Origin of the sequence: Desulfitibacter alkalitolerans DSM 16504 (assembly GCF_000620305.1) — a bacterium.
In the GTDB taxonomy this organism is placed as follows: Bacteria; Bacillota; DSM-16504; order Desulfitibacterales; family Desulfitibacteraceae; genus Desulfitibacter; species Desulfitibacter alkalitolerans.
The window spans coordinates 745923-765338 of the sequence record NZ_KK211100.1; the positions used below are offsets into that span (position 1 = coordinate 745923).

Annotated in this window: 21 protein-coding genes and 1 pseudogene; all 22 read right to left on the bottom strand. The window is 39.6% G+C overall.

Going from position 1 to position 19416, the window contains the following annotated elements; translation table 11 throughout:
- Positions 1-576: 576 nt before the first annotated feature.
- Positions 577-975: a phytoene desaturase family protein gene (locus K364_RS0109410; protein WP_156946435.1), complete on the bottom strand. Its 399-nt coding sequence runs from the start codon at positions 973-975 to the stop codon at positions 577-579.
- On the bottom strand, positions 926-1333 hold the full coding sequence (locus K364_RS0109415; protein ID WP_028307823.1) for a hypothetical protein: 408 nt from the start codon (positions 1331-1333) through the stop codon (positions 926-928). The genes K364_RS0109410 and K364_RS0109415 overlap by 50 nt, the downstream gene beginning before the upstream one ends.
- Positions 1334-1535: 202 nt before the next feature.
- The gene (locus K364_RS0109420; RefSeq protein WP_028307824.1) at positions 1536-1853 is read right to left on the bottom strand and encodes a type II toxin-antitoxin system RelE/ParE family toxin; all 318 of its coding nucleotides are present in this window, start codon (positions 1851-1853) and stop codon (positions 1536-1538) included.
- Positions 1837-2103, bottom strand: coding sequence for a type II toxin-antitoxin system prevent-host-death family antitoxin (locus K364_RS0109425; protein WP_028307825.1), 267 nt, complete (start codon positions 2101-2103; stop codon positions 1837-1839). The genes K364_RS0109420 and K364_RS0109425 overlap by 17 nt, the downstream gene beginning before the upstream one ends.
- Positions 2104-2108: 5 nt before the next feature.
- Entirely contained in the window at positions 2109-2402 is a 294-nt protein-coding gene (locus K364_RS0109430; protein ID WP_028307826.1) for a hypothetical protein, read from the bottom strand.
- 6 nt (positions 2403-2408) lie between these two features.
- The gene (locus K364_RS0109435; protein ID WP_028307827.1) at positions 2409-3611 is read right to left on the bottom strand and encodes a Ger(x)C family spore germination protein; all 1203 of its coding nucleotides are present in this window, start codon (positions 3609-3611) and stop codon (positions 2409-2411) included.
- A complete protein-coding gene (locus K364_RS0109440; protein ID WP_028307828.1) occupies positions 3595-4713 on the bottom strand; it encodes a GerAB/ArcD/ProY family transporter in 1119 nt (372 codons plus the stop codon). Before K364_RS0109440 ends, K364_RS0109435 begins: the two co-directional genes overlap by 17 nt.
- A 12-nt stretch (positions 4714-4725) precedes the next feature.
- Complete coding sequence (locus K364_RS25550; protein ID WP_084295660.1) at positions 4726-5253, bottom strand: spore germination protein; 528 nt, start codon at positions 5251-5253, stop codon at positions 4726-4728.
- Positions 5189-6346: a spore germination protein gene (locus K364_RS23445; protein WP_051533922.1), complete on the bottom strand. Its 1158-nt coding sequence runs from the start codon at positions 6344-6346 to the stop codon at positions 5189-5191. The genes K364_RS25550 and K364_RS23445 overlap by 65 nt, the downstream gene beginning before the upstream one ends.
- A gap of 132 nt (positions 6347-6478) precedes the next feature.
- Entirely contained in the window at positions 6479-7090 is a 612-nt protein-coding gene (locus K364_RS0109450; protein ID WP_035268464.1) for a flavin reductase, read from the bottom strand.
- Positions 7091-7249: 159 nt separating this feature from the next.
- On the bottom strand, positions 7250-8335 hold the full coding sequence (gene ychF, locus K364_RS0109460) for a redox-regulated ATPase YchF (RefSeq protein ID WP_028307830.1): 1086 nt from the start codon (positions 8333-8335) through the stop codon (positions 7250-7252).
- Between the two features lie 116 nt (positions 8336-8451).
- Positions 8452-9555, bottom strand: coding sequence for a hypothetical protein (locus tag K364_RS0109465; RefSeq protein ID WP_028307831.1), 1104 nt, complete (start codon positions 9553-9555; stop codon positions 8452-8454).
- 49 nt (positions 9556-9604) lie between these two features.
- Positions 9605-10498 (bottom strand): L-serine ammonia-lyase, iron-sulfur-dependent, subunit alpha, encoded by an 894-nt coding sequence (sdaAA, locus tag K364_RS0109470; protein ID WP_028307832.1) that lies wholly within the window; start codon positions 10496-10498, stop codon positions 9605-9607.
- 16 nt (positions 10499-10514) lie between these two features.
- Positions 10515-11180 carry an L-serine ammonia-lyase, iron-sulfur-dependent subunit beta gene (gene sdaAB / locus K364_RS0109475; RefSeq protein ID WP_035268466.1) on the bottom strand — a complete coding sequence of 222 codons (666 nt, stop codon included), beginning with the start codon at positions 11178-11180 and terminating at the stop codon, positions 10515-10517.
- Between the two features lie 17 nt (positions 11181-11197).
- Entirely contained in the window at positions 11198-12559 is a 1362-nt protein-coding gene (locus K364_RS23450; RefSeq protein ID WP_051533923.1) for a sensor histidine kinase, read from the bottom strand.
- Positions 12540-13253: a response regulator transcription factor gene (locus K364_RS0109485; protein ID WP_028307834.1), complete on the bottom strand. Its 714-nt coding sequence runs from the start codon at positions 13251-13253 to the stop codon at positions 12540-12542. Before K364_RS0109485 ends, K364_RS23450 begins: the two co-directional genes overlap by 20 nt.
- A 142-nt stretch (positions 13254-13395) precedes the next feature.
- Positions 13396-13932, bottom strand: coding sequence for a hypothetical protein (locus K364_RS0109490; protein WP_028307835.1), 537 nt, complete (start codon positions 13930-13932; stop codon positions 13396-13398).
- A gap of 114 nt (positions 13933-14046) precedes the next feature.
- Positions 14047-15936 (bottom strand): ribosomal protection-like ABC-F family protein, encoded by a 1890-nt coding sequence (gene abc-f, locus K364_RS0109495; protein WP_028307836.1) that lies wholly within the window; start codon positions 15934-15936, stop codon positions 14047-14049.
- Between the two features lie 113 nt (positions 15937-16049).
- Positions 16050-16349, bottom strand: a pseudogene (locus K364_RS0109505) (arsenate reductase family protein); the annotation flags it as partial.
- A gap of 114 nt (positions 16350-16463) precedes the next feature.
- Positions 16464-17171 carry a glycerophosphodiester phosphodiesterase gene (locus tag K364_RS0109510; RefSeq protein ID WP_028307838.1) on the bottom strand — a complete coding sequence of 236 codons (708 nt, stop codon included), beginning with the start codon at positions 17169-17171 and terminating at the stop codon, positions 16464-16466.
- A 26-nt stretch (positions 17172-17197) separates the two neighbouring features.
- Positions 17198-18340, bottom strand: coding sequence for an RtcB family protein (locus K364_RS0109515; RefSeq protein ID WP_028307839.1), 1143 nt, complete (start codon positions 18338-18340; stop codon positions 17198-17200).
- Between the two features lie 43 nt (positions 18341-18383).
- Entirely contained in the window at positions 18384-19415 is a 1032-nt protein-coding gene (locus K364_RS0109520) for a hypothetical protein (RefSeq protein WP_028307840.1), read from the bottom strand.
- Between the last annotated feature and the right edge of the window lies 1 nt (position 19416).

The following is a 19416-nucleotide window of genomic DNA, read 5'->3' on the forward strand; positions in this document are numbered from 1 at the left end:
AATGTCTTGGCTTCGAGCTGCTTTTTTTATTAACCTATAACCTAAGGGATAACAGGAAAATACAAATCTGTTTTTAACATTTAACTAACAGCAATGCAATCAAACATATTGTTTAACTTTCACCTCCTAAGTTTAAGATTAATAACATGCTAATCGCAAAAATGCTTACTAAACATTACGGCTTAAAAAGATAGGCTAGATTACGTGTAAAAATATGGAAACATGGCATTGCTGTTATTGTATTCTATCAAAATATTTGATGCTTTTTTATCACCCTTAGGGGTGATTTTTGAATAATTCTTACTTTTTATATATTTTTTGCCCACAAAAAAGAAACCTTTTAAGGTTTCTCTGTAACAGTTTAACAAATACTCTTCTAATTGTGATTTTTCCATTGGCACAGAATAGTGATGCATATATGAGTGCCTCATATCAAGAGGTTCGAAAATGTATTTTCTTAATGCATCATGAAACGGTTCACTGGTAATGCTTTCAATGTTGGCGCCAAAAATTAGTAACTTTAAAAAACTGTAAAAGTTGGTTAGTAATATCTACACAATTTTACGACAAGTGACTCTAAAAATTAATAAAAGGCCGTTTTACTTTCTTGCAAAGCCGCATAATTGTATCTTTTCCGGTGATTACTGCTATTGGGAGTCCTCCCGGAGGTTGAAGCCACTGTCCGCTTAAGACCATATTTCTAAGACCTTTAATATGCCCGGTATGTTGTAATGACTTTCCGCGAAGAGTAGGCCAAAAGCCCATAAAAGCACCGTGATAGGCATTGCAATAATGTTCATAGGTTTGAGGACTAGCTACATCAAGTAACTTGAGCTTCCCAACCATATGGGGAAACCTGTTTTCCATTGCCTTAATAACTGATTCGCCAATTCGCTTCTTTTCCTTTTTATAAGCCTCTTTATCTTTATCTAAAGCTTCCCATGTCTCCATTTCGTGTAGGAATTGATGAGACACTGTATTCTCCTTCCGGCATAAAGGAATATATAGCCATTCTAAGGGCCGGGTGCTTAAACCTATTAGCAAATTCCTTGAAGGTGACTTTATTATATTTTTTCATAATCATGCCTGCATCCTTCATAGAAAGCAAAAACTTTATTTTTTCAACAATATTCATCATATCCATTGGCTTTCCAGCTGGCATGAAGAAGGACTGCAGTTGCTTGATATCTTTACAAAACTCCTCAATAATGTCTTTATCTTCTGGAGATATCTCCAACCAACTAGACTTTAACCTTTCAATGTCACGGTAAAAGTGTACGGTAACATCTTCGTGCTCAACAGCCATAAAGCTCTCAGGATGATAAATCTCCACCCCATCAAGAGCACCTACAGTATTCCAAAGATCACAATGTAATATAATACAAAAAACTGAGACCGAATTTATCGACCTCAGCTAGTTTACAAAATTTGGTGGAGATAGTGGGAATTGAACCCACGACCTCTTGACTACCAGTCAAGCGCGCTGCCAGTTAGACTGGAAATGCATCCCAAAAATAATTTTTTACAGATGGTTTTTATATATATTTTTCGTAATCCATACCACCATAAAAAACCCTGGCCACTATTATAGTTTTACTTCGTTCATTCACCAGATATAGTACTATATATTTATCAATAACCAGCTTCCTATATCCTTTTTGGCTCAGTAAGTTATTCCTAGATAATTCATGTTTATAAGGAAAATAACACAGTTTTTCTATAGCATCTTCAATATTGTCCATTAACTTTTGTGCAGCCATTGGAGCAAGCAAACTATTGCTTATATAGTTGTAGATTTCATCTAAATCAATTTCTGCTGAAAGTGTAATCTTTAATTTATACTTGTTTTCCATATTTCAACCTTAATTTAGAAAAAACTTCATCTCCATCAAGCAGCTCACCATTTTGAATTTGGTTTTCTGCAACAGCCAATTTCTTATATACATCAGCTAGTGCCATTTCTCTTTCATAGGTTTCAATGCTCATAATAACAAGGTCACCATATCCGTTTTTAGTAATAAATATTGGCTCTTTTTTACTATGACATAGTTCAGATATCTCAGTTGTATTTCTCAAATCTGTTATAGGTCTAATTTGCGGCATTGTAATCACCTCGCGTCTATTATGTACATAATTATATCATTAAAATGTACATTTAACAATCCTTGTATTATCCATCCTAAACTCTCCCTTATGTAACCAATAACCTTAAAGACTACTTCTATATTACTTGAAACTTCCATCCCCAAACCCTGCATAAGGGCATGGGTTAAGCCTGCCAGCAGCAAAAATGAAAATACTATAATTTCTTTCTTTTTCTTTTCTTTTATCATTTTTGGAAGTTCCAACAGCACTATGATCAAACCAGATATTATGATCATTATTATAATAAGGTACGGCATTATTAATTACCTCCCAATTGCCGGGGCTTCCATGGTAAGATTGGTACTTCTAACATGTGCCTCAACATATATGTTTACTGGTATATATGGATAGATGTCATCCCACATGGGTTCTAGTGAATCCTTCCATAGCCTGGGATATGCTCTAAAGAACGCACCTCCAAAACCAAAAACATCTGTTTTTAAATCTTTCTGGGCTTTATTTAAAGCACTTTTTATTTCCTGTCTAATTGTTTCTGCATACCTTCTTTCAATACTTCTGCGGATTTGCGGATCGTCCAAATTAGCATAACCAGTCTGATCTGCAAGGTTTCCTTCTGTCCTGATGTTTATATCAACAAACAGCTTGCCCTCATCATCTATAACTGCATTAACAGAGCTGGAGCTTCTGCCAAGCTCTATTGTAACACTTTCAAAGGTTTCGGGAATCTGGAAGTTTAATATTCCATCTGCCCTGCCAAGAACCCATAATAAACCCCTGCTCTCCTTTTCATCCAGGAAGCCAACTAATTTATCTCCCTTAAAAGCACCTGTCCTGGCAACCCTAAGCCCTGGATTCTCACCTATTTCAGGGTCATCCTCTATTAACTTAACTACCGGCATTACAGGTTCCATGGTACTGCTGGCGGCTTGAGTAATAAAGTCGCCTACCGTCTGGATTACTGTTGTTGAAATGCCAGGCAAAACTAGTGCAAAGCCCTTGGGCATATCTCCAGGATTGGCCAGGACCCTAACCCTGCCCTCTAATATCTTGCCCCCCGGACCAATGGCCAAAAAGATTTTTTTGCTGCGTCTAAACTCATGGTCAGTCTCCAGTATATTTAACACCGGCAGAACACCTTGTCTAGCCAGTTCTTCACCAATAGCAACCGACATTGTATTTCCATAAAAAGGCCTTCTGGGAACATATTCACGCAGTTTACGATTTGCTTCAAAGGGAGTTTGCCCTTCTGCGCTAATCACAAACATGGGACTTTTTTCTCCTGTTGCTTGAGCTGTACCATTGCCACCTAATGCCTCTGGCAGCAATATCTGTACAGTCATCTTATATTCCTTAAATTCACCTACATCAAAAGCTATGTTTGCAACTAATGCTAGATCTTCTATGTTCTCAAGGTCCCAGCACCCAACCAGGGAAGTAATACATATTATCAAGATTACAATAAGCCCTGTCTTAGCAATACGAGTATATCTATTTATTAGAATCACCCTCTGCCTCATGTTTGTTTCTTCTGCTTTTTTGATAAATTAACTGCCCTGGCACCATTATCAAAACAAATAACAGGGCCATTGGTATTATTCCATATTGACCCACAAAGCTAAACTCATTTTCAACCTGATGATTATCCACAGGCGCCAGGGACATGAACAGGAATAAATATGCCAGGGGGACAAGAATATCCCTGTAGCTTACATTCAAAAGCTGACTGATAATCATAACGCTTATATACAAAAAGATAGTAACTTCTAAGAAGCTTGCAATTGTCCATATTCCCAATAAGATTACCTCAACTCCATTTATAAATGACCCAATTTCTACCACCTTGGCCAACTGATAGGGGGGCAAGTAAAATCTTTTTACATCATCCACACTAAAGACACCTATTGTAAATATAACCATTAGCAAAATCATGAAAGAACCAATGAAAACTCCATATAAGTGTGCTGCATAAACCTTCTTGTTTAAGTCTTGAAGCATTGAAATTAATAGTCCTGTAAGAAAAACATGTTCTACCCCAGTAGAAAAGGCCAATATTGCTCCTTTAAGAACAGGCTCTGGGCCAAAAGCAAGTACAGGCAAAAGATTATCCAATTCAACTTTATTTAATACTGACAGAGACAATAAAATAATTGATAAAACCAGGGGTATATAGAACATCTCTGCAACCCTTCCAAGTACTTCTATGCCTTCTTTAAGTACCCAGACAGCAAGCAACACAGTAACTCCGGAAAATATAATTATCGGAGTTTTTGTATAGCCTGCTACTGTATAAGTTATCCCTGCCAGCCTTATAGTTAATACACTAAGGTTCATAATTACCAGGAATACCATTGCTCCAAAAAGCCAACCAAGGTAGGGTCCCAGAATTTTTTTGCTGTAGCCAACAAAGGTATCCTGCGGGTGCTTTAAGCTGATCCATATAACTATAAAGCCCGTAAACCAGGCAGCCCCATATCCTATTAGTAAAGAAAATGGACTGTCCCATTGTGCAGTTATGGCCAATCTTCTTGGTAGGGTTAGAAATACCGTGGCAATTATTATTGCGGCCACTAATTTGGAAAATTGTCCTAGAGAAATTTTTTCCTGCACAGATTAACCTCCTTAATGCTTTGGCTTTTTTTCTCTGGGCATTTGCCCTTTAGGCTGGCGAATTTCGTTATCTGTCAATCTAGCGGGACGAGTACGCATAAACCACCAGGGGACTCGTACTATGGTATCCTTAACACCTGCAAGCCTTGCCGGTGTAATTGGAGCAAGATATGGCACACCAAAGCTCCTAAGACCAGCTAAATGAACTGCAATGGCTATTATACCTACCATAATACCGAAGACTCCAAATAATGAGGCCATAGCAAGAAATATAAGTCGCAAGGGAACAAAGGCAGAAGCAAAGCTGTAATTAGGAATTGTAAAGGAAGCTATAGCCGTAAATGCTGCAACTATAACCATGATGGGAGAGAATATATCAGCTTCTACTGCTGCCTGCCCAATTATCAGGACACCAACTATACTAACAGCCTGACCTACCTGCTTTGGCAGTCTTAATCCTGCCTCTCTGAGGATCTCAAAGCTGGCCCCTATAAGAAATGCTTCTACAACTGCAGGGAAAGGTGTTCCCCCCCCTTCCAGCTGCTATGCTTATCATCAGTGAAGGGGGCAGCGTCTCCACATGGTATCCAACAACCCCAACATATAATGCAGGAAAGGTAAGAGCAATAAACAAGGCTAATATCCTGATCCATCTTAGCAATGTGGAGACAATAAATCTTTCATAATAATCCTCTGACGCCTGTAAAAACTCCATAAAAACTGAAGGTGCAGTTAATACTGCCGGGCTGCCATCTACAATTATTGCTACCCTGCCTTCTAACAGATTTGCAGCAACTTTATCAGGCCTGTCTGTATGTGCCATTAAAGGAAAGGGCGTAAAGGGATGATCCTGCATTAATTCTTCCAGATATCCAGTATCTAAAACTCCATCAATTTCAATTTTGTTTAATCTTCTGTATGTTTCTTTAACTACATCTGGGTCAACAATTCCTTCAATATAGCATACTGCAGCTGCCGTTTTAGTAACCTTTCCTATTACCCTTTCCTCTATGCGGAGATCAGGAGAGTGTATTCTCCTGCGAAGCATGGCTGTATTTAGTCTAAGTGTCTCTACAAAGCTTTCCTTGGGTCCTCTAATTATAGGATTTTCAGTGGATTCCTGAATTGCCCTGGACTGCCATCCCCTTGTGTCTAATATCCAGGCACTTGGAATTTTATCCAAAATAACAAGGGTCTGCCCCTCTAAAACATTTTCCAGTGCCTTATTTATACACTTTTCTTCCCTTGTATCTGCCACTAATATGCCTGTATTTTCCAGTTTTTTGAAGGTGTTTTTAAGAAATCCATGCATTATGAGATCAGTTGGATCAGTAGAATATATTAAAGGCTTTAACACCTGTTCATGTACCATGCTTTTATCCACTAAACCATCAATAAAAATAAGTACTCCTGCATGGTTATTCTCCTTACCCATAACAAACCGCCTGACAACTACATCAGTGCTGTTGCCAAGCTTATGCTGGACCTCTTCCAGATTCTTTTCAAGGCTTTTGAAAACAGGAAGTGCTGGCTCATCCCCGAAACACTTCTGTTTTCCTCTTGATTTTGAGTTTGAATTTGAGTTTGAGTTATTTTGCTGTTTAGGCTTTCTCAGTCTAGAAAAAAAAAGCATAAAAACACCCCTCTGAATCTATTTTTTGATAAAAGAGGGGTAATTATGTATTCAAGTTAATTGTTGTCAAAAAATCGTCTGCGCATGCCAAAAAGAGACAGGGCCAAAGTGGTGAGCTTTTAGATACAGAAATTAGCGGGTTGCCCTGTAGTATGCATAGGTCATTGACTCACCCTGCTCCAGTTTATCTGCACCAATTACCCTGGCAACATACAATGTATGGGTGCCAACATCTACAGTCTTCTCCCAGTCAACTTCACATTCCAAATATGACAAGGTTTTTTGAATATAGGGCACTCCAGTTTTCTCACCCAGCTTAAATTTTATTCCCTCCATCTTATCCACTTCTTTACCTGATTGGTATCCAAAGTGTTTCACTAGGTCATGATTTTCCTGGCATAAAATACTTGCTGTAAATACTCCGCTTTTCTTGATATATTCATGGGTCAGGTTATTCTTGTTTATGCCTACTGCCACCTGAATTGGGTCACTAGTTATCTGAAATAGACTGTTGGCAGTCTGCCCGTTGAATTTGGCTCCATCCTTGGAGCATATCACAAAAAGCCCATAGGAAATACCAAAGCATATATTTTGCAGTTCTCTTTTTCTAGCCTCGTCTACCGTTTCTTCTGTGACAAGAACAAATTTCTCGGGGCCCACACCACATACAGGGCACTTGTCTGGTGGAGTTTCTCCTGTATGTATATAGTTGCACACTGTACACCGCCATTTTTTGTTTGCCATTGTCTTTTTCCTCCCTTTCAAGTTGTGATAAATCCTATTAACCCTTACCAAAGCATATAGCTATCTGAATAAATTCTTCCTTGAGAAAAATATTCCTTCCAGACAGCAATTGATTGGCTCTTTTCATACTGTAATACTGTACATGTTACTGTCCATGCTTTAAACATTAAATCTGAAGTTTATCATGTCACCATCCTGTACAATATACTCTTTTCCTTCCAGGCGAAGCCTGCCAAGTTCCTTGGCCCTGACCATGCTGCCGCATTCTTTAAAGTCACTATAGCTTATTACCTCAGCTCTAATAAAACCGCGCTCAATATCAGAATGTATTTTTCCTGCTGCGGCTTTTGCAGTTGTATTCCTTTTTATTGTCCATGCTCTGACTTCATCTTCTCCCGTGGTTAAAAAGGATATTAACCCTAGCCTATGGTAAATAGCCCTGGCAAGGAGATGGATGCCAGGCTCCTTAATATTCAAATCCTTCATAAATTCTACTCTATCTTCCTCGCTAAGCTCACTAATTTCCGCCTCAGCCTTGGCACACACCTCAAATACAGGAAGGTTTTTTTCCTTGCAATAGTTAAAGGCTTCCTCCCTGCTTTCATAACCCTCCATTAGCTGTTGTTCATCAACATTGATAACTATAATTACAGGTTTGTCAGTTAAAAAGTCTAGATGGCTTAGTATTTCTTGCTCTCCCTCAGATAATTCAATATTTGCCAGGCCCAGCTCGTTTTCCAGGGATTCCTGGAGCTTTTGAAGAACTTCTTTTTCTGCCATGAGCTCCCTGGTAATTTTCTTTCCAGTGTCGATTCTTTCAATTCTTGTTTCAACAAGCTGAAGGTCTGCAAGGAGCAGTTCTGTGCTAATATTCTCTATGTCCCTGATAATATTAACTGAACCATCTGAGTGAATTATGCTCTCGTCAGAGAATGCCCTTACTATATGGACAAGACAATCAACCTTTCTAATGCTGCCCAGAAACTGATTTCCTGAGCCCCTGCCCTCACTAGCACCCCTTGCGAGGCCCGGCACATCTATGACTTCAATTTGAGCGTAAGTCACCTTTTTAGGTTTATAAATCTGGGCAAGAAAATCAACCCTCTCATCTGGAACCCTTGCCAAACTTAAATTGGCACTGACCTTGCCGCTTTGAAAGGCACTTGTTTCCACCTTTGCATTAGTCAGTAGATTAAAAAAAGTAGTTTTACCTACTGTAGGAAGTCCAACCAATCCTACCTTCATTATGCAATCTCCCCTTTACTTCCAAATCCCCAATTATTATAGTACAAACATTTATATTGTATCCCTTTGCCCTGTTTATAGCAATGGTTCGTGTTTAAGTAGTTTAAGTATAAATTCTATTTAACCAGAAAAATATCTGCAGCCAAATTCAACCCGTCCTTAACCATGAACTTAAGACAAGCTCTGTTTTCTCTAATATAATCTATTTGTTCACCGGAAAGAAAAAGTGCCATTCTCAGGTCCTTTAGTCCTTCTGGAACAGGGTAGTAGTTTTCATCTGGATATAAGTTTATATGGTATAAAGCTCTGCCATTGGCCCGGTTAACTTCCCCTCTAAACCCCAGTCTTTTAGTTAATAACAGGTTTCTATTTTTATACCTTTTAGCAGCATCAATATAATACTCAGCAGCACCGATAATTAACTGGGTCTTGGGGATGCTGTTTATCTCCAGCAGCACAGGTTGAGCATCTATAGTACCTATAACCAGCTTTCTAAGATAATTTAACAAGGGCCGCAGCTGTTCTTCCTTTAACAAGGCAGAGAGAATAGTTAATAAATCATGGTATTCCTCAGGAGATAGTTGTTGATTCTGTCTGCGTATTTTTTTTAAAAGGTGTCTATAATCAAATATCTTTCTAGTATGATGCATAAGACCTTTAATCTTAAGAGTGGAGTTTTCCATGGAACAATAGAGCTGTTTTCTAGTTATATTAAGCCAGACATCTAATTTCTTTTCAGCATACACATCTGGCATGTACATTATTGTTAACCCTTGTCCATGGGCATATTGTTTCACTTTAGCAGAAATACTGGTACCTGGAACCAATACAATTCCCTTATATTCAACAGACAAGAATTCTCCATCGGCTTTTGTTCCACCATAGATTCTATGAAAGTACTCACCTACACTTTGACCCCTTACATCTGGCAGGGGATTAAAGCCCTTGGGCCTGGCCTGCTGAAGGTCGCTTACCGCTCCAGAGAGCCACATTACCTGCTGCCATTGATTATCATAGTCACCAGTAACACATTTGGGTATTAATACAGTGTCATAGTTAAATGGTACCAGACTCTTTTCTATCACCAGAAAAGGCATCTGATGTATACCGCACCTGCCTTCTATATGCCTTCTAGGAATGCCTGTAATATAACCCGCTTCCCTAAAAATAACAGCCAGGAAAAGCTCCAAAAGCTGCTCATCCTTTAAATATACAGGCATGGATTTGCCTCCTTCTCTAGTACAATGAGCTTAAAATTTAATAATAAACCTACAAAGAATACTGTTTATTGTTTCCTAGAAGTTCCTTCATTATCCTTATTCCTGTTGGTGTTGCTGCAAGGCCTCCCTGGGCAGTTTCCTTATACTTGGATGCCATCTCCCGGCCTATCTCTGACATGGCGGAAATAACTTCATCTGCTGGGATGACACTTTTTACTCCGGCAAGGGCAAGGTCAGCGGCAACTAAAGCTTGAACAGCCAGAAAGGCATTTCTTTTAATACAGGGCACTTCCACCAGTCCTGCTACAGGATCACAGACAAGTCCAAGGGAATTTTTTAGAGCTAGTGCTGCCGCATCTAACACCTGTTCTGCAGTTCCCTTGTTTAAATAGACTACAGCACCGGCAGCCATGCTTGCAGCTGAACCGCATTCAGCCTGGCAGCCGCCCTCAGCTCCTGCAATTGTAGCCTTTTCAGCAATGATAATGCCAATCCCGGAAGCAACAAACAGGGCTTCCACCAACTCCTCTTTGCTGCTATTTTTCTCTTCAGCAACAGTTATAAGGATTGCCGGAAGAATGCCGCATGACCCGGCAGTAGGTGCTGCAACAATACATCCCATGGCAGCATTCAATTCGCTAACAGCTAGAGCCCTATAGCTCACCCTGGAAATTCTATCATCCGGCATTACACCATTTTTAACGGCATCACGCACTTTCACGGCTTCCCCATTGGCAAGTCCACCCATTGTGGCTTCTTTTTTTTCCAGGCCGTCTTCAATGGATTTTTTCATTACCATAAGATTATTGTACATTTTATGACGAATCTCTGCTTCACTTTTTCCCGAAGCTGATGCTTCCCACTTGACAACAACTTCTGCCAGGGAAATGCCATATTTGTCAGCTAAACTAACCCATTCTTTTAAAGAATTATATTTTTCCATGGTTTTTTGCACCTCTTTAAAACTCTATTTTCTTTACATATTTAACATGGGAAATAGCTTTTAACCTGTTAATTCGCTTGAGCACCTCTTCTGTTAAAGGCTGGTCCACCTCTACCACCATGAGAGCCTTATCCCTATTTTCACTGCGGGATACCCTCATAAAAGCAATATTTATATGCTCTGAAGCCAATATTGAAGATACCCTTGCCACCATTCCTAATTGCTCATCATATGAGCAGACTATGGTATGATATTCACCTGAAATATTTACCTCAAAGCCGTCAATTTCTCTAATGGAAATCCTGCCTCCACCAATGGAAACTCCTACAATTTGCGTCTTCTGCTCACAACCGTAAATCTCAATTCTTGCAGTGTTTGGGTGATAGGGATGGTCGCCTGCTATAATAAAATTTACTATTACTCCCTGCTGCCTGGCAATCTCCAGGGCATTTTTGATGCGTGGGTCATAGGTAGTCATCCCAAGAATTCCACCTGCTAACGCACGATCTGTGCCGTGACCTTTATAGGTTTTTGCAAAGGAACCATATAGTGTAATGTCTGCTCTATCTGGTTCACAACCAAGCACCTGCCTTGCAACCCTGCCAATATTTACTGCTCCAGCTGTATGGGAACTGGATGGCCCCACCATCACTGGGCCAAGTATATCAAAAACACTGGTCATAATTTTCCCTCCTGTCTCTATTTGGGTAGTGTAAAGAAAAACTTTACGCCTTCTGGCATATTTGCTGCACCTACTGACCCACCATGGGCTTCTATTAGGCCCCTGGTAATTGCCAGGCCAAGACCTGACCCACCCTGCTCCCGGCTTCTTCCCTGGTCGGCTCTATAAAACCTGTTGAAAATATGAGGCAGGTCCTTTGTTAATATAGGGTCCCCTTCATTGTAGATTTCTATATAAATCTCCTCATCTCTTTCCTGGCCTGAGATAATTATCCTTTTGCCATAAGGGGTATGGCGTATTGCATTCATAAGAAGATTAATTATCACCTGTTTTATCCTTTGACTATCCATGCTAATGCTGCTTAGCAAGGTAACCTCCATGATTAGTTTAATTTCTTTTTCTCTAAGAGTTCCTTCAAAATAATCTGTTACCTTTTTCAGCAGTAGATCTAGCCTTGTTTGTTCTTTGTTTAAATTCAGTTTTCCTACTTCAGCCAGGGAAAGATCCTGTAAATCATTAACAAGCCTGCTGAGACGAATTACTTCGTCATTTAAAAGTAAGATCTGGTCTGTCTCTGGCTTAGTTACACCTTCCTGGATACTTTCCAGCTGGGCCCTTAATGTTGCCAGGGGATTCCTTAATTCATGGGCCACATCTGCAACAAGGGTTTTTCTTGCCATTTCTGTTTCCCGCAGCTTATCAGCCATTTTGCTGAATGCTTTAGCCAGTTCACCTACTTCATCCTCTCTGTCAATGTCTACATTAACATCCCATTGACCCCTGGTGATTCTTTGTGCAGACTCTGTCAACCGTCTGAGGGGCAGCACCAATCTATTACTAAAGGATATTCCTGCCAGGGCTGCAGTTATTGCTGCTAAAAGTCCTCCTATTATGCTTGAGTAATAAACAGAACTAAGAAATTGACTTTCCATAGTGGCAAGACCAGGTATTTCATATTCAACTTTTAAGTAAACATAGCCTACTAATTGTTCATTTATTTTTATAGGGCTGGCCCGTTGTATTTCATCTTTTCTAAGTGTCTCCCTTGTAAACCTTTCTGTGGCTGCTAGTATACTTCCCTGGGAATCTGCAAGTACTATGAGTTCCCCTGAAGTTACTCTCCTACCCCGCATCATACCCATCATTCCATATTCTCTAGATACTGGCAGGATTTGACTAACCTCCAGCCAGGAGCCCCTTTGCAGATAATATTGAGCCAGAACCCTGGCCCACTGTACCTGTCTAGCCTCTCTGTACTCATTAAGATAATCTGAAAACAGCCTTTTTGTGTTTACAGCGGTAAAAAGGGCAAGTGTAAAAGCGACTAGAAAGGATATGATAACTAACCCTGCAATAATCTTAATCCTTAGGGTTTTCATCTGCATTTTCCTCCATTTTATAACCAATGCCGTAAACAGTAATTATATATTTTGGTTTATTGGGGTTTTTTTCTATTTTTTTTCTGAGATTGCTCATGTGGGTATCTAGAGACCTTTCATAACCTTCATATGCTTCGCCAAGGGTTTCTAAGAGCTGGAGCCTGGAATATACTCGCCCCGGCTTTTGTATTAAATGGGCCAGAAGCTTAAATTCTGTAGGTGTTAGCTTCACCTGATTTCCATCTATATAAACAGAGTGTTTGTTCAAATCTACTAATATATCTCCATGCCTGATAATCTCATCTTCTGTAGAGTTCTCAGTAGAATGATTAGCATACCTGCGCAGCACTACTTTTACCCTGGCAGCCAGCTCTCTTAAACTAAAAGGTTTAGTCATATAGTCATCTGCTCCCATTTCTAACCCCATGACCTTATCAAATTCATCGGATTTTGCAGTAAGCATGATAATGGGAGTCCCCTGGTCACTTCTCACTTCTCTGCAAATGTCCAGACCGCTTTCGTCAGGAAGCATCCAGTCGAGGATTATTAAATGAACCTCTTGATTCTCTAAAACGCGCCGTGCATCCTTACCGGTAAAAACACTAGTCACATTATATCCTTCCTGGGCAAGATAATCACTTATGAGCTTATTTAGTTTTTGTTCATCTTCCACCACTAGAATATTCCTAGCCATTGTATCGGCCTCCTAACTCTTATATAGGATTATATACTATTTTTCTCTTAAAATAAAAAAGAAAAAAGAAGGGGTGCTCCCCCTTCTCCTCTAACTAGTTTATATTAAGTGAACTTGATCTAAGCAGCTTATATTATATGTCTTATTGAATATTTCCTTTCATACCTCTACCCATTTCTCCTCCGAGGCCTTTTCCTTTCATCATGCCGCCCATTCTTTCTTTCATGTTTTCCATCATATAGCCCCTTTGATCACATCCATCTGTTCTTTCTAACATTTTTACAATCATGGATTTCATTGTTTCAATGCGTTCATCAGCTAGCTCCTGGCTGATTCTGCCTTCCTCAACCATCTGCTGCAGTACTTCAGTTCTTTTTGCAAGTATTGCATTTACTAGGTCATCTAGCTCTATTCCCTGGGATTTTGCTATTTCTGCAAGGGAGGATCCCGCCAGGCGCATTTCCCTGATTTCAGCAAAAGTCAAGCCTGTTAACTCAGTCAGGGTTTGTACTGGTGACATTGTCTGTGCTCCATATCCCCTTCCCATACACTGGGGCTCATAGGTTTGAGTTTCATTCAAGACAATAGAGCTGTCTGCACTACTTGGCAGAGCAAAACCTGCTGTTGCAACGGCGAATAATCCCATTAGCAGCATGCCTGCAATAAAAAACTTTCTCATGTTTGACACCTTCCTTTTAAGATTTTTATGTGTTTTGTTTCTAGGACTAGTATATCTAATACATTTTAAAAACCTTATAAGAAAATCTTAAGAAAATCTCAAGATTTTTTATGTTTATTCCAATAGGGTTTCCCACTGAGCATATAGCTCAGCCAGTTCTTCCTCGATTTTTTTATATTCTTCTGTACACCTTTTAACTTCCTGCGGGTTATTATAAAGGTCAGTATCCCCAAGTTTTTCACCAAGCTCAGCAAGCTTTACCTCTAGAAGTTCAATTTCTTTTTCTATTTCTGCTAATGGAGCAACCATCTTTCTAGTCTTGTCTTGCTTGGATTTTGATGTTTTTTTAATAAGTGGCTTGTTTTTCTCAAGCCTGGCTTCCTCGTCAAGCTGGATTTCTCTTTTTTTCCATTTGTAATAGTCAAAATCCCCAAGATATTCATGGAGCTTGCCATCTTCAAGCTCCATAACCCTGGTGGCAAGCTTATTTATAAAATATCGGTCATGGGAGACAAAAAACAGGTTTCCCTGAAACTCCAATAATGCATCCTCCAATACTTCCCTTGTATCTATATCTAGATGATTTGTGGGCTCGTCCAAAATTAAAAGGTTGGCATTTTGCAGAAAAAGCTTTGCAAGCATCAGCCTGCTTCGTTCTCCACCGCTTAGAACTCCTACCCTTTTCTCCACACTATCACCTGAGAACAAAAACCTGCCAAGTACTGACCTGACTTCATTTGCTGTCATTTTTGGATCAAGCCACAGATCTTCCAATACTGTATTCTCCAGATTTAGATCTTCATGCTCCTGGGTAAAATAAGCAGTCTTGACCCTGGAGCCAAACCTAATTTCACCCATGCCAGAAATTTTGCCTGCCAGCATCTTTAACAGGGTGGTTTTTCCTGTACCATTGTCACCTATAAGGGCAACCTTCTCACCCTTCCAAATATCAATGTCAATGCCTTTAAATAATAATTTCCCAGGGTACTCCATTGACAGGTTCGTAGCTTCTAAAACCTTTTCTCCTGTTCCTGTTTCTACCCTGAATTCTATAGCTGCCCTTTTGTTATATTCCTCTGGCTTATCCAGCCTTTCAAGCCGGTTAAGAATACTTTGCCTGCCCCTGGCCTGTTTGGATTTAATGCCTGCCTTGTATTTTCTTATATATTCTTCTTGATGCTGTATATAATCCTGCTGCTTTGCATATTCTCGTTTATAGGTCTCCTGCCTCTGCTCTTTTAGAACCAGGTACTTGGAATAATTACCTGGATAGTTTTCTATCCCTGAGCATTTCAATTCAAGGGTTACATTAGTTACCTGGTCAAGAAAATATCTATCATGGGACACAAGGAGGATGGCACCAGTATAGTTTACTAGATATCCTTCAAGCCATTCTACGGCCTTTAAATCAAGATAGTTTGTTGGTTCATCCAGTATTAACAGCTCAGGATTGCGAATTAGAATCCTGGCAAGGGATATTCTAGTTTTTTGTCCACCGCTAAAGGTGCTCAAGCTTCTGTTAAAATCCTCCTCCTGAAACCCTAATCCAATGAGGACTCCCCTGATTTTACTTTCAAAGCTGTAGCCGCCTTCTCTTTCATAGAGTTCAACAGAACTAGAGTAGGAACCCATTACCATTGCTAGTTTTTTTGGATCATTATATACCTCTGGCAGGGACATTTTTTTCTGGTATTTATTTATCTCCTGTCTAAGCTTTAATATATCACTATATTCCTCCAGGACATGGTCAATTAGGGTTTTTTCTCCTTCTAGTATGCTGGTGGATTGGGGAAGGTACCCCACCCTTACACCTTTCCCAAGGGTAACAGTACCTTTATCTAAAGGCTCATCTTCAACTATGACCTTTATCAAGGTAGATTTACCCACACCATTTGGCCCTACAAGTCCAACCTTTTCTCCCTGGCTTACTACAAAGGATACATTTTCAAATATATTATCTACTCCATAGCTTTTAGCTAGGTTGTTACATTGAAGTACAATCATACGGTACACCTCGCTTTACCTATAACATTTTACCTCAAAATCCAAGTATTTGCACCGAAAATCCGAAAATACAAAAAGGAATGGAAAATGCAAATAAGAGACCTAAAGGCCTCTTAGAAAAAGCTTTTAAACTCATCCTCTTTAAATCCGGCAACTAACCTTTCTCCATCTGTAAGTATGGGTCGATACATGATCTTGGGATTTTTCTGTAAAGCCTTTATGGCACCAGGTTCATCTAGTTTGTTTAAATCCAGCTCCATCTCCTTGAAATTTCTGCTCTTGGGATTAATTAGCTCTACCACTGTCCCACTCTTTAATTTTGCCAGGCTTTTTAATTCCTCTTCATTTAATGGTTCCTTTACAATATCTCTATCAATAAATTCTATACCTTTTTCGGAAAGCCACGCTTTCCCTTTACGACAAGTAGCTCAATTACTTACACAATAATACGTATATTTCGACATGAAATCACTCCTAAAGCATCTTTAAGTTATCTTGCTATATTATACCACCTTTGAAAAAATGTTTTAATTGACCCGACCCCAGTCCATGATTACATACTCCACGCCAAAGTCAATTAGTTTTTTGGCAGTTTCTTTATCTTTTACTGTAAATGGTATAACCTGCAGTCCCTGTTCCAGGCATTCTTTTACCATTTGTTCTGTTACAGATGGGAAAAAGGGATGAAGTGAATAGGCTTTAAGGTTCCTGCCATATTCCCAGGGATCAACCAGCCCTGCGTAATATAAAACACCAATTCTAGCATCCTCACTGATTTCTTTAATTTTTAAGAGACTATAGTGGTTAAAAGAAGAGAGAATAGTTCTATCTAGTAAACCACATTTTTTTACTGCTTTAAGAACCCTTTCTTCCAATCCTGGATACTGGATGATGCCTGATTTTAGCTCAATGTTTATTATGAATTCCCTCTGACCTATTAATTCCAGGACCTCCTCAAGCACTGGGATCTTTACGCCGCTGTACTTTTCTGCAAACCAACTGCCAGCATCAAGATTTTTTATTTCCTCCAGGGTCATATCCTTTACCAGGCCTTTTCCGTTAGTAGTCCTGTCTACCCTTTCATCATGGATTACAATTAAATGGCCATCTTTAGACATCTGCACATCCAGCTCAATACCAGCTAACCCCTGTTCTACAGCTGCAGCAAATGCCGACATGGTATTTTCTGGAGCCGTTAAAGAAACTCCTCTATGGGCAAGGATTTTTTCCTTCACATCAAATCCCTCCAAATATTTTTTTATCAACCCTTCATTACCCCCAGGGGACTTAACTTGACCAACGGTTTGACCAGGTCCTTCTGGTTATTCATGACCTCTTCAATATCCTTATAGGCCATGGGAGCCTCAGAATAATCTCCCTTCCAGCCTTTAAAAACAATACCTTCCATTGCCTCATTTGCCATTTCCTCTGTAAAGACACGGTTAGCCTGCTTTCTTCCAATCACCCTTCCCGCTCCGTGGGAGCAGGACATGAAGCTCTCTGGATTCCCCAGCCCCTCGACAATGTACGAGGGAGTACCCATGGAACCAGGGATAATTCCCAACTCATATTGTCTAGCACTTGTGGCTCCCTTACGGTGCAGTACAACTTCCTCGCCATAATGGGTTTCAATGGCTGCGTAATTATGATGAATATCAATTTTTTGCAGGATTTTCTTTGAAGAAGTCACCTCCCGAAAAATACCATAAAAGGCATCAAAAAGCATTTCCCTGTTAGCCTTTGCAAATTTCAGGCAGTAATTCATGGCATCAAAATATTCCCTGCCTACCTCAGAATTAATCTCCAGGGGTGCCAGGTCATAGCTTTTGGGAATTAGATTAGTTCTCTCATTAATCTTTTTTGCAATCTTGTTGTAGTAGTTAGCCACTTTATATCCCAGGTTCCTGCTTCCAGAGTGAACCATGAGCCATATATGACCATCACTTCCACTTTCAATGCTGCAGAAATGATTCCCCGAGCCAAGGGTGCCAATTTGACATCTAGCAGAATTAAACTCTTGATTAAAAATCTTTGTACCAGGAAAACGTTTGAAGCCTTCCCAGTCCTGGGGTTTTTTGTGATGGCTAAAGCCAGCTGGAATAGATTTGTGGGCCTTATTAATAATCTCTTTAATACTGTCCCTGCATATTTTTGTAATATCAGTTTTAGCTGCCATGACTCCACAGCCAATGTCGACTCCTACAGCATTTGGAATTATCATGCCCCTACACGCTAACACTCCCCCAATAGGCATTCCATATCCCTCATGGGCATCGGCCATAATGGCAATATGTTTGAAGGCAAAAGGCAGCTTAGACAGATTTTGGGCCTGCAGCAGAGCCCCCTTTTCTATATCAGCAGCCCACGATTTAATGGGTATCGGTCCTAGATTTAAAATTTTCATGGAATCACCTCTATTTTGTCAATTTGTCAAGCCTGACCCTAACCTAAATCTGTAGATTGACGTAGTTAATGTCCTCGGGGCTAGGGCCAGGGATAAAATCAAGAACAGTTTCTATGGCTTCTACTTTGGTTGTTATTTTTAAGTCCTGGTAACCAGCACCAAGTAGTGCAAGTTTTAGTGTTTCTATTTCAGAATTTACTATTGCTTCGTTATGCTCATCAGCACAGCTTATGTTAATATTCAAGAAGGAATTCTTATAGGATAACTTAAACCACAAGCTTCCTGCAGCCTTGGAGGTAATTTTAACTGCCAAAAAGCATTGCTCGGGAGATATTTTGGATTTTTTTTGATTTTGTGTCAGCAGGTAGATATGATTATCAAGTATAGACCACCCATAAATATTATAATTCCCAAGAATCTGGGTTTCTCTGCTGTTTAAAAACTGAAAGAAAAGTGCCTCCTCTCTTTTATCCAACTGTCCCTTGAAAAAGTTATACAACCTTAAAAGGCTTTCTGTATCACCCTCTATGTTTAGTGTTCTAAGCCAGGTACCCAATTGAATTAGCTTTAAGGGTTTTTGACCTATAAACTCTTGTCCAACCCTTAGCCTATCATTAGAATTTAGGTTATCCACAAGGTCATGAGTATTTTTAGGAACGATAACGGTATCAAGCCTTTCATATAATCTACTAAACTCTAAAACTGTCTCCCTGCTTAAGGGTAATCTTAGCCTTACCATTTGTTTAATAATTTCTTCCATAGTTTCATTGGTTTTAAGTCCCAAGGCCCTTGCAATACCCTGCTCTGGTCTTAGCAAGGTATTGTCTTCATTGACAATTTTTAACCTGATTTCCTGGGGACTAATGCCTTGAATCAAGAGCCGCAGCTGCTGCCCTTGTTTAACATAGGCCTGGGCTTTTGCTTCTATAAGATGAGTTCCTATTTTTAATAAAAGTTCATTGCCTTTTACTTCTAAAACATTGGCCCATAGCAATTGACCAGCTCTAACATTTAAGACTGACCCTACTTTCTCTGTTTTATTAATAAAAATGCTTCCCAACTGGTTTATATCCAAT

Coding starts and splice junctions, on each gene's coding strand:
- K364_RS0109420 (WP_028307824.1), bottom strand. CDS start 1,853: ATGGAAAACAAGTATAAATTAAAGATTACACTTTCAGCAGAAATTGAT.
- K364_RS0109425 (WP_028307825.1), bottom strand. CDS start 2,103: ATGCCGCAAATTAGACCTATAACAGATTTGAGAAATACAACTGAGATA.
- K364_RS0109430 (WP_028307826.1), bottom strand. CDS start 2,402: ATGCCGTACCTTATTATAATAATGATCATAATATCTGGTTTGATCATA.
- K364_RS23445 (WP_051533922.1), bottom strand. CDS start 6,346: ATGCTTTTTTTTTCTAGACTGAGAAAGCCTAAACAGCAAAATAACTCA.
- K364_RS0109450 (WP_035268464.1), bottom strand. CDS start 7,090: ATGGCAAACAAAAAATGGCGGTGTACAGTGTGCAACTATATACATACA.
- ychF (WP_028307830.1), bottom strand. CDS start 8,335: ATGAAGGTAGGATTGGTTGGACTTCCTACAGTAGGTAAAACTACTTTT.
- K364_RS0109465 (WP_028307831.1), bottom strand. CDS start 9,555: ATGCCTGTATATTTAAAGGATGAGCAGCTTTTGGAGCTTTTCCTGGCT.
- sdaAA (WP_028307832.1), bottom strand. CDS start 10,498: ATGGAAAAATATAATTCTTTAAAAGAATGGGTTAGTTTAGCTGACAAA.
- sdaAB (WP_035268466.1), bottom strand. CDS start 11,180: ATGACCAGTGTTTTTGATATACTTGGCCCAGTGATGGTGGGGCCATCC.
- K364_RS23450 (WP_051533923.1), bottom strand. CDS start 12,559: ATGAAAACCCTAAGGATTAAGATTATTGCAGGGTTAGTTATCATATCC.
- K364_RS0109485 (WP_028307834.1), bottom strand. CDS start 13,253: ATGGCTAGGAATATTCTAGTGGTGGAAGATGAACAAAAACTAAATAAG.
- K364_RS0109490 (WP_028307835.1), bottom strand. CDS start 13,932: ATGAGAAAGTTTTTTATTGCAGGCATGCTGCTAATGGGATTATTCGCC.
- abc-f (WP_028307836.1), bottom strand. CDS start 15,936: ATGATTGTACTTCAATGTAACAACCTAGCTAAAAGCTATGGAGTAGAT.
- K364_RS0109515 (WP_028307839.1), bottom strand. CDS start 18,340: ATGAAAATTTTAAATCTAGGACCGATACCCATTAAATCGTGGGCTGCT.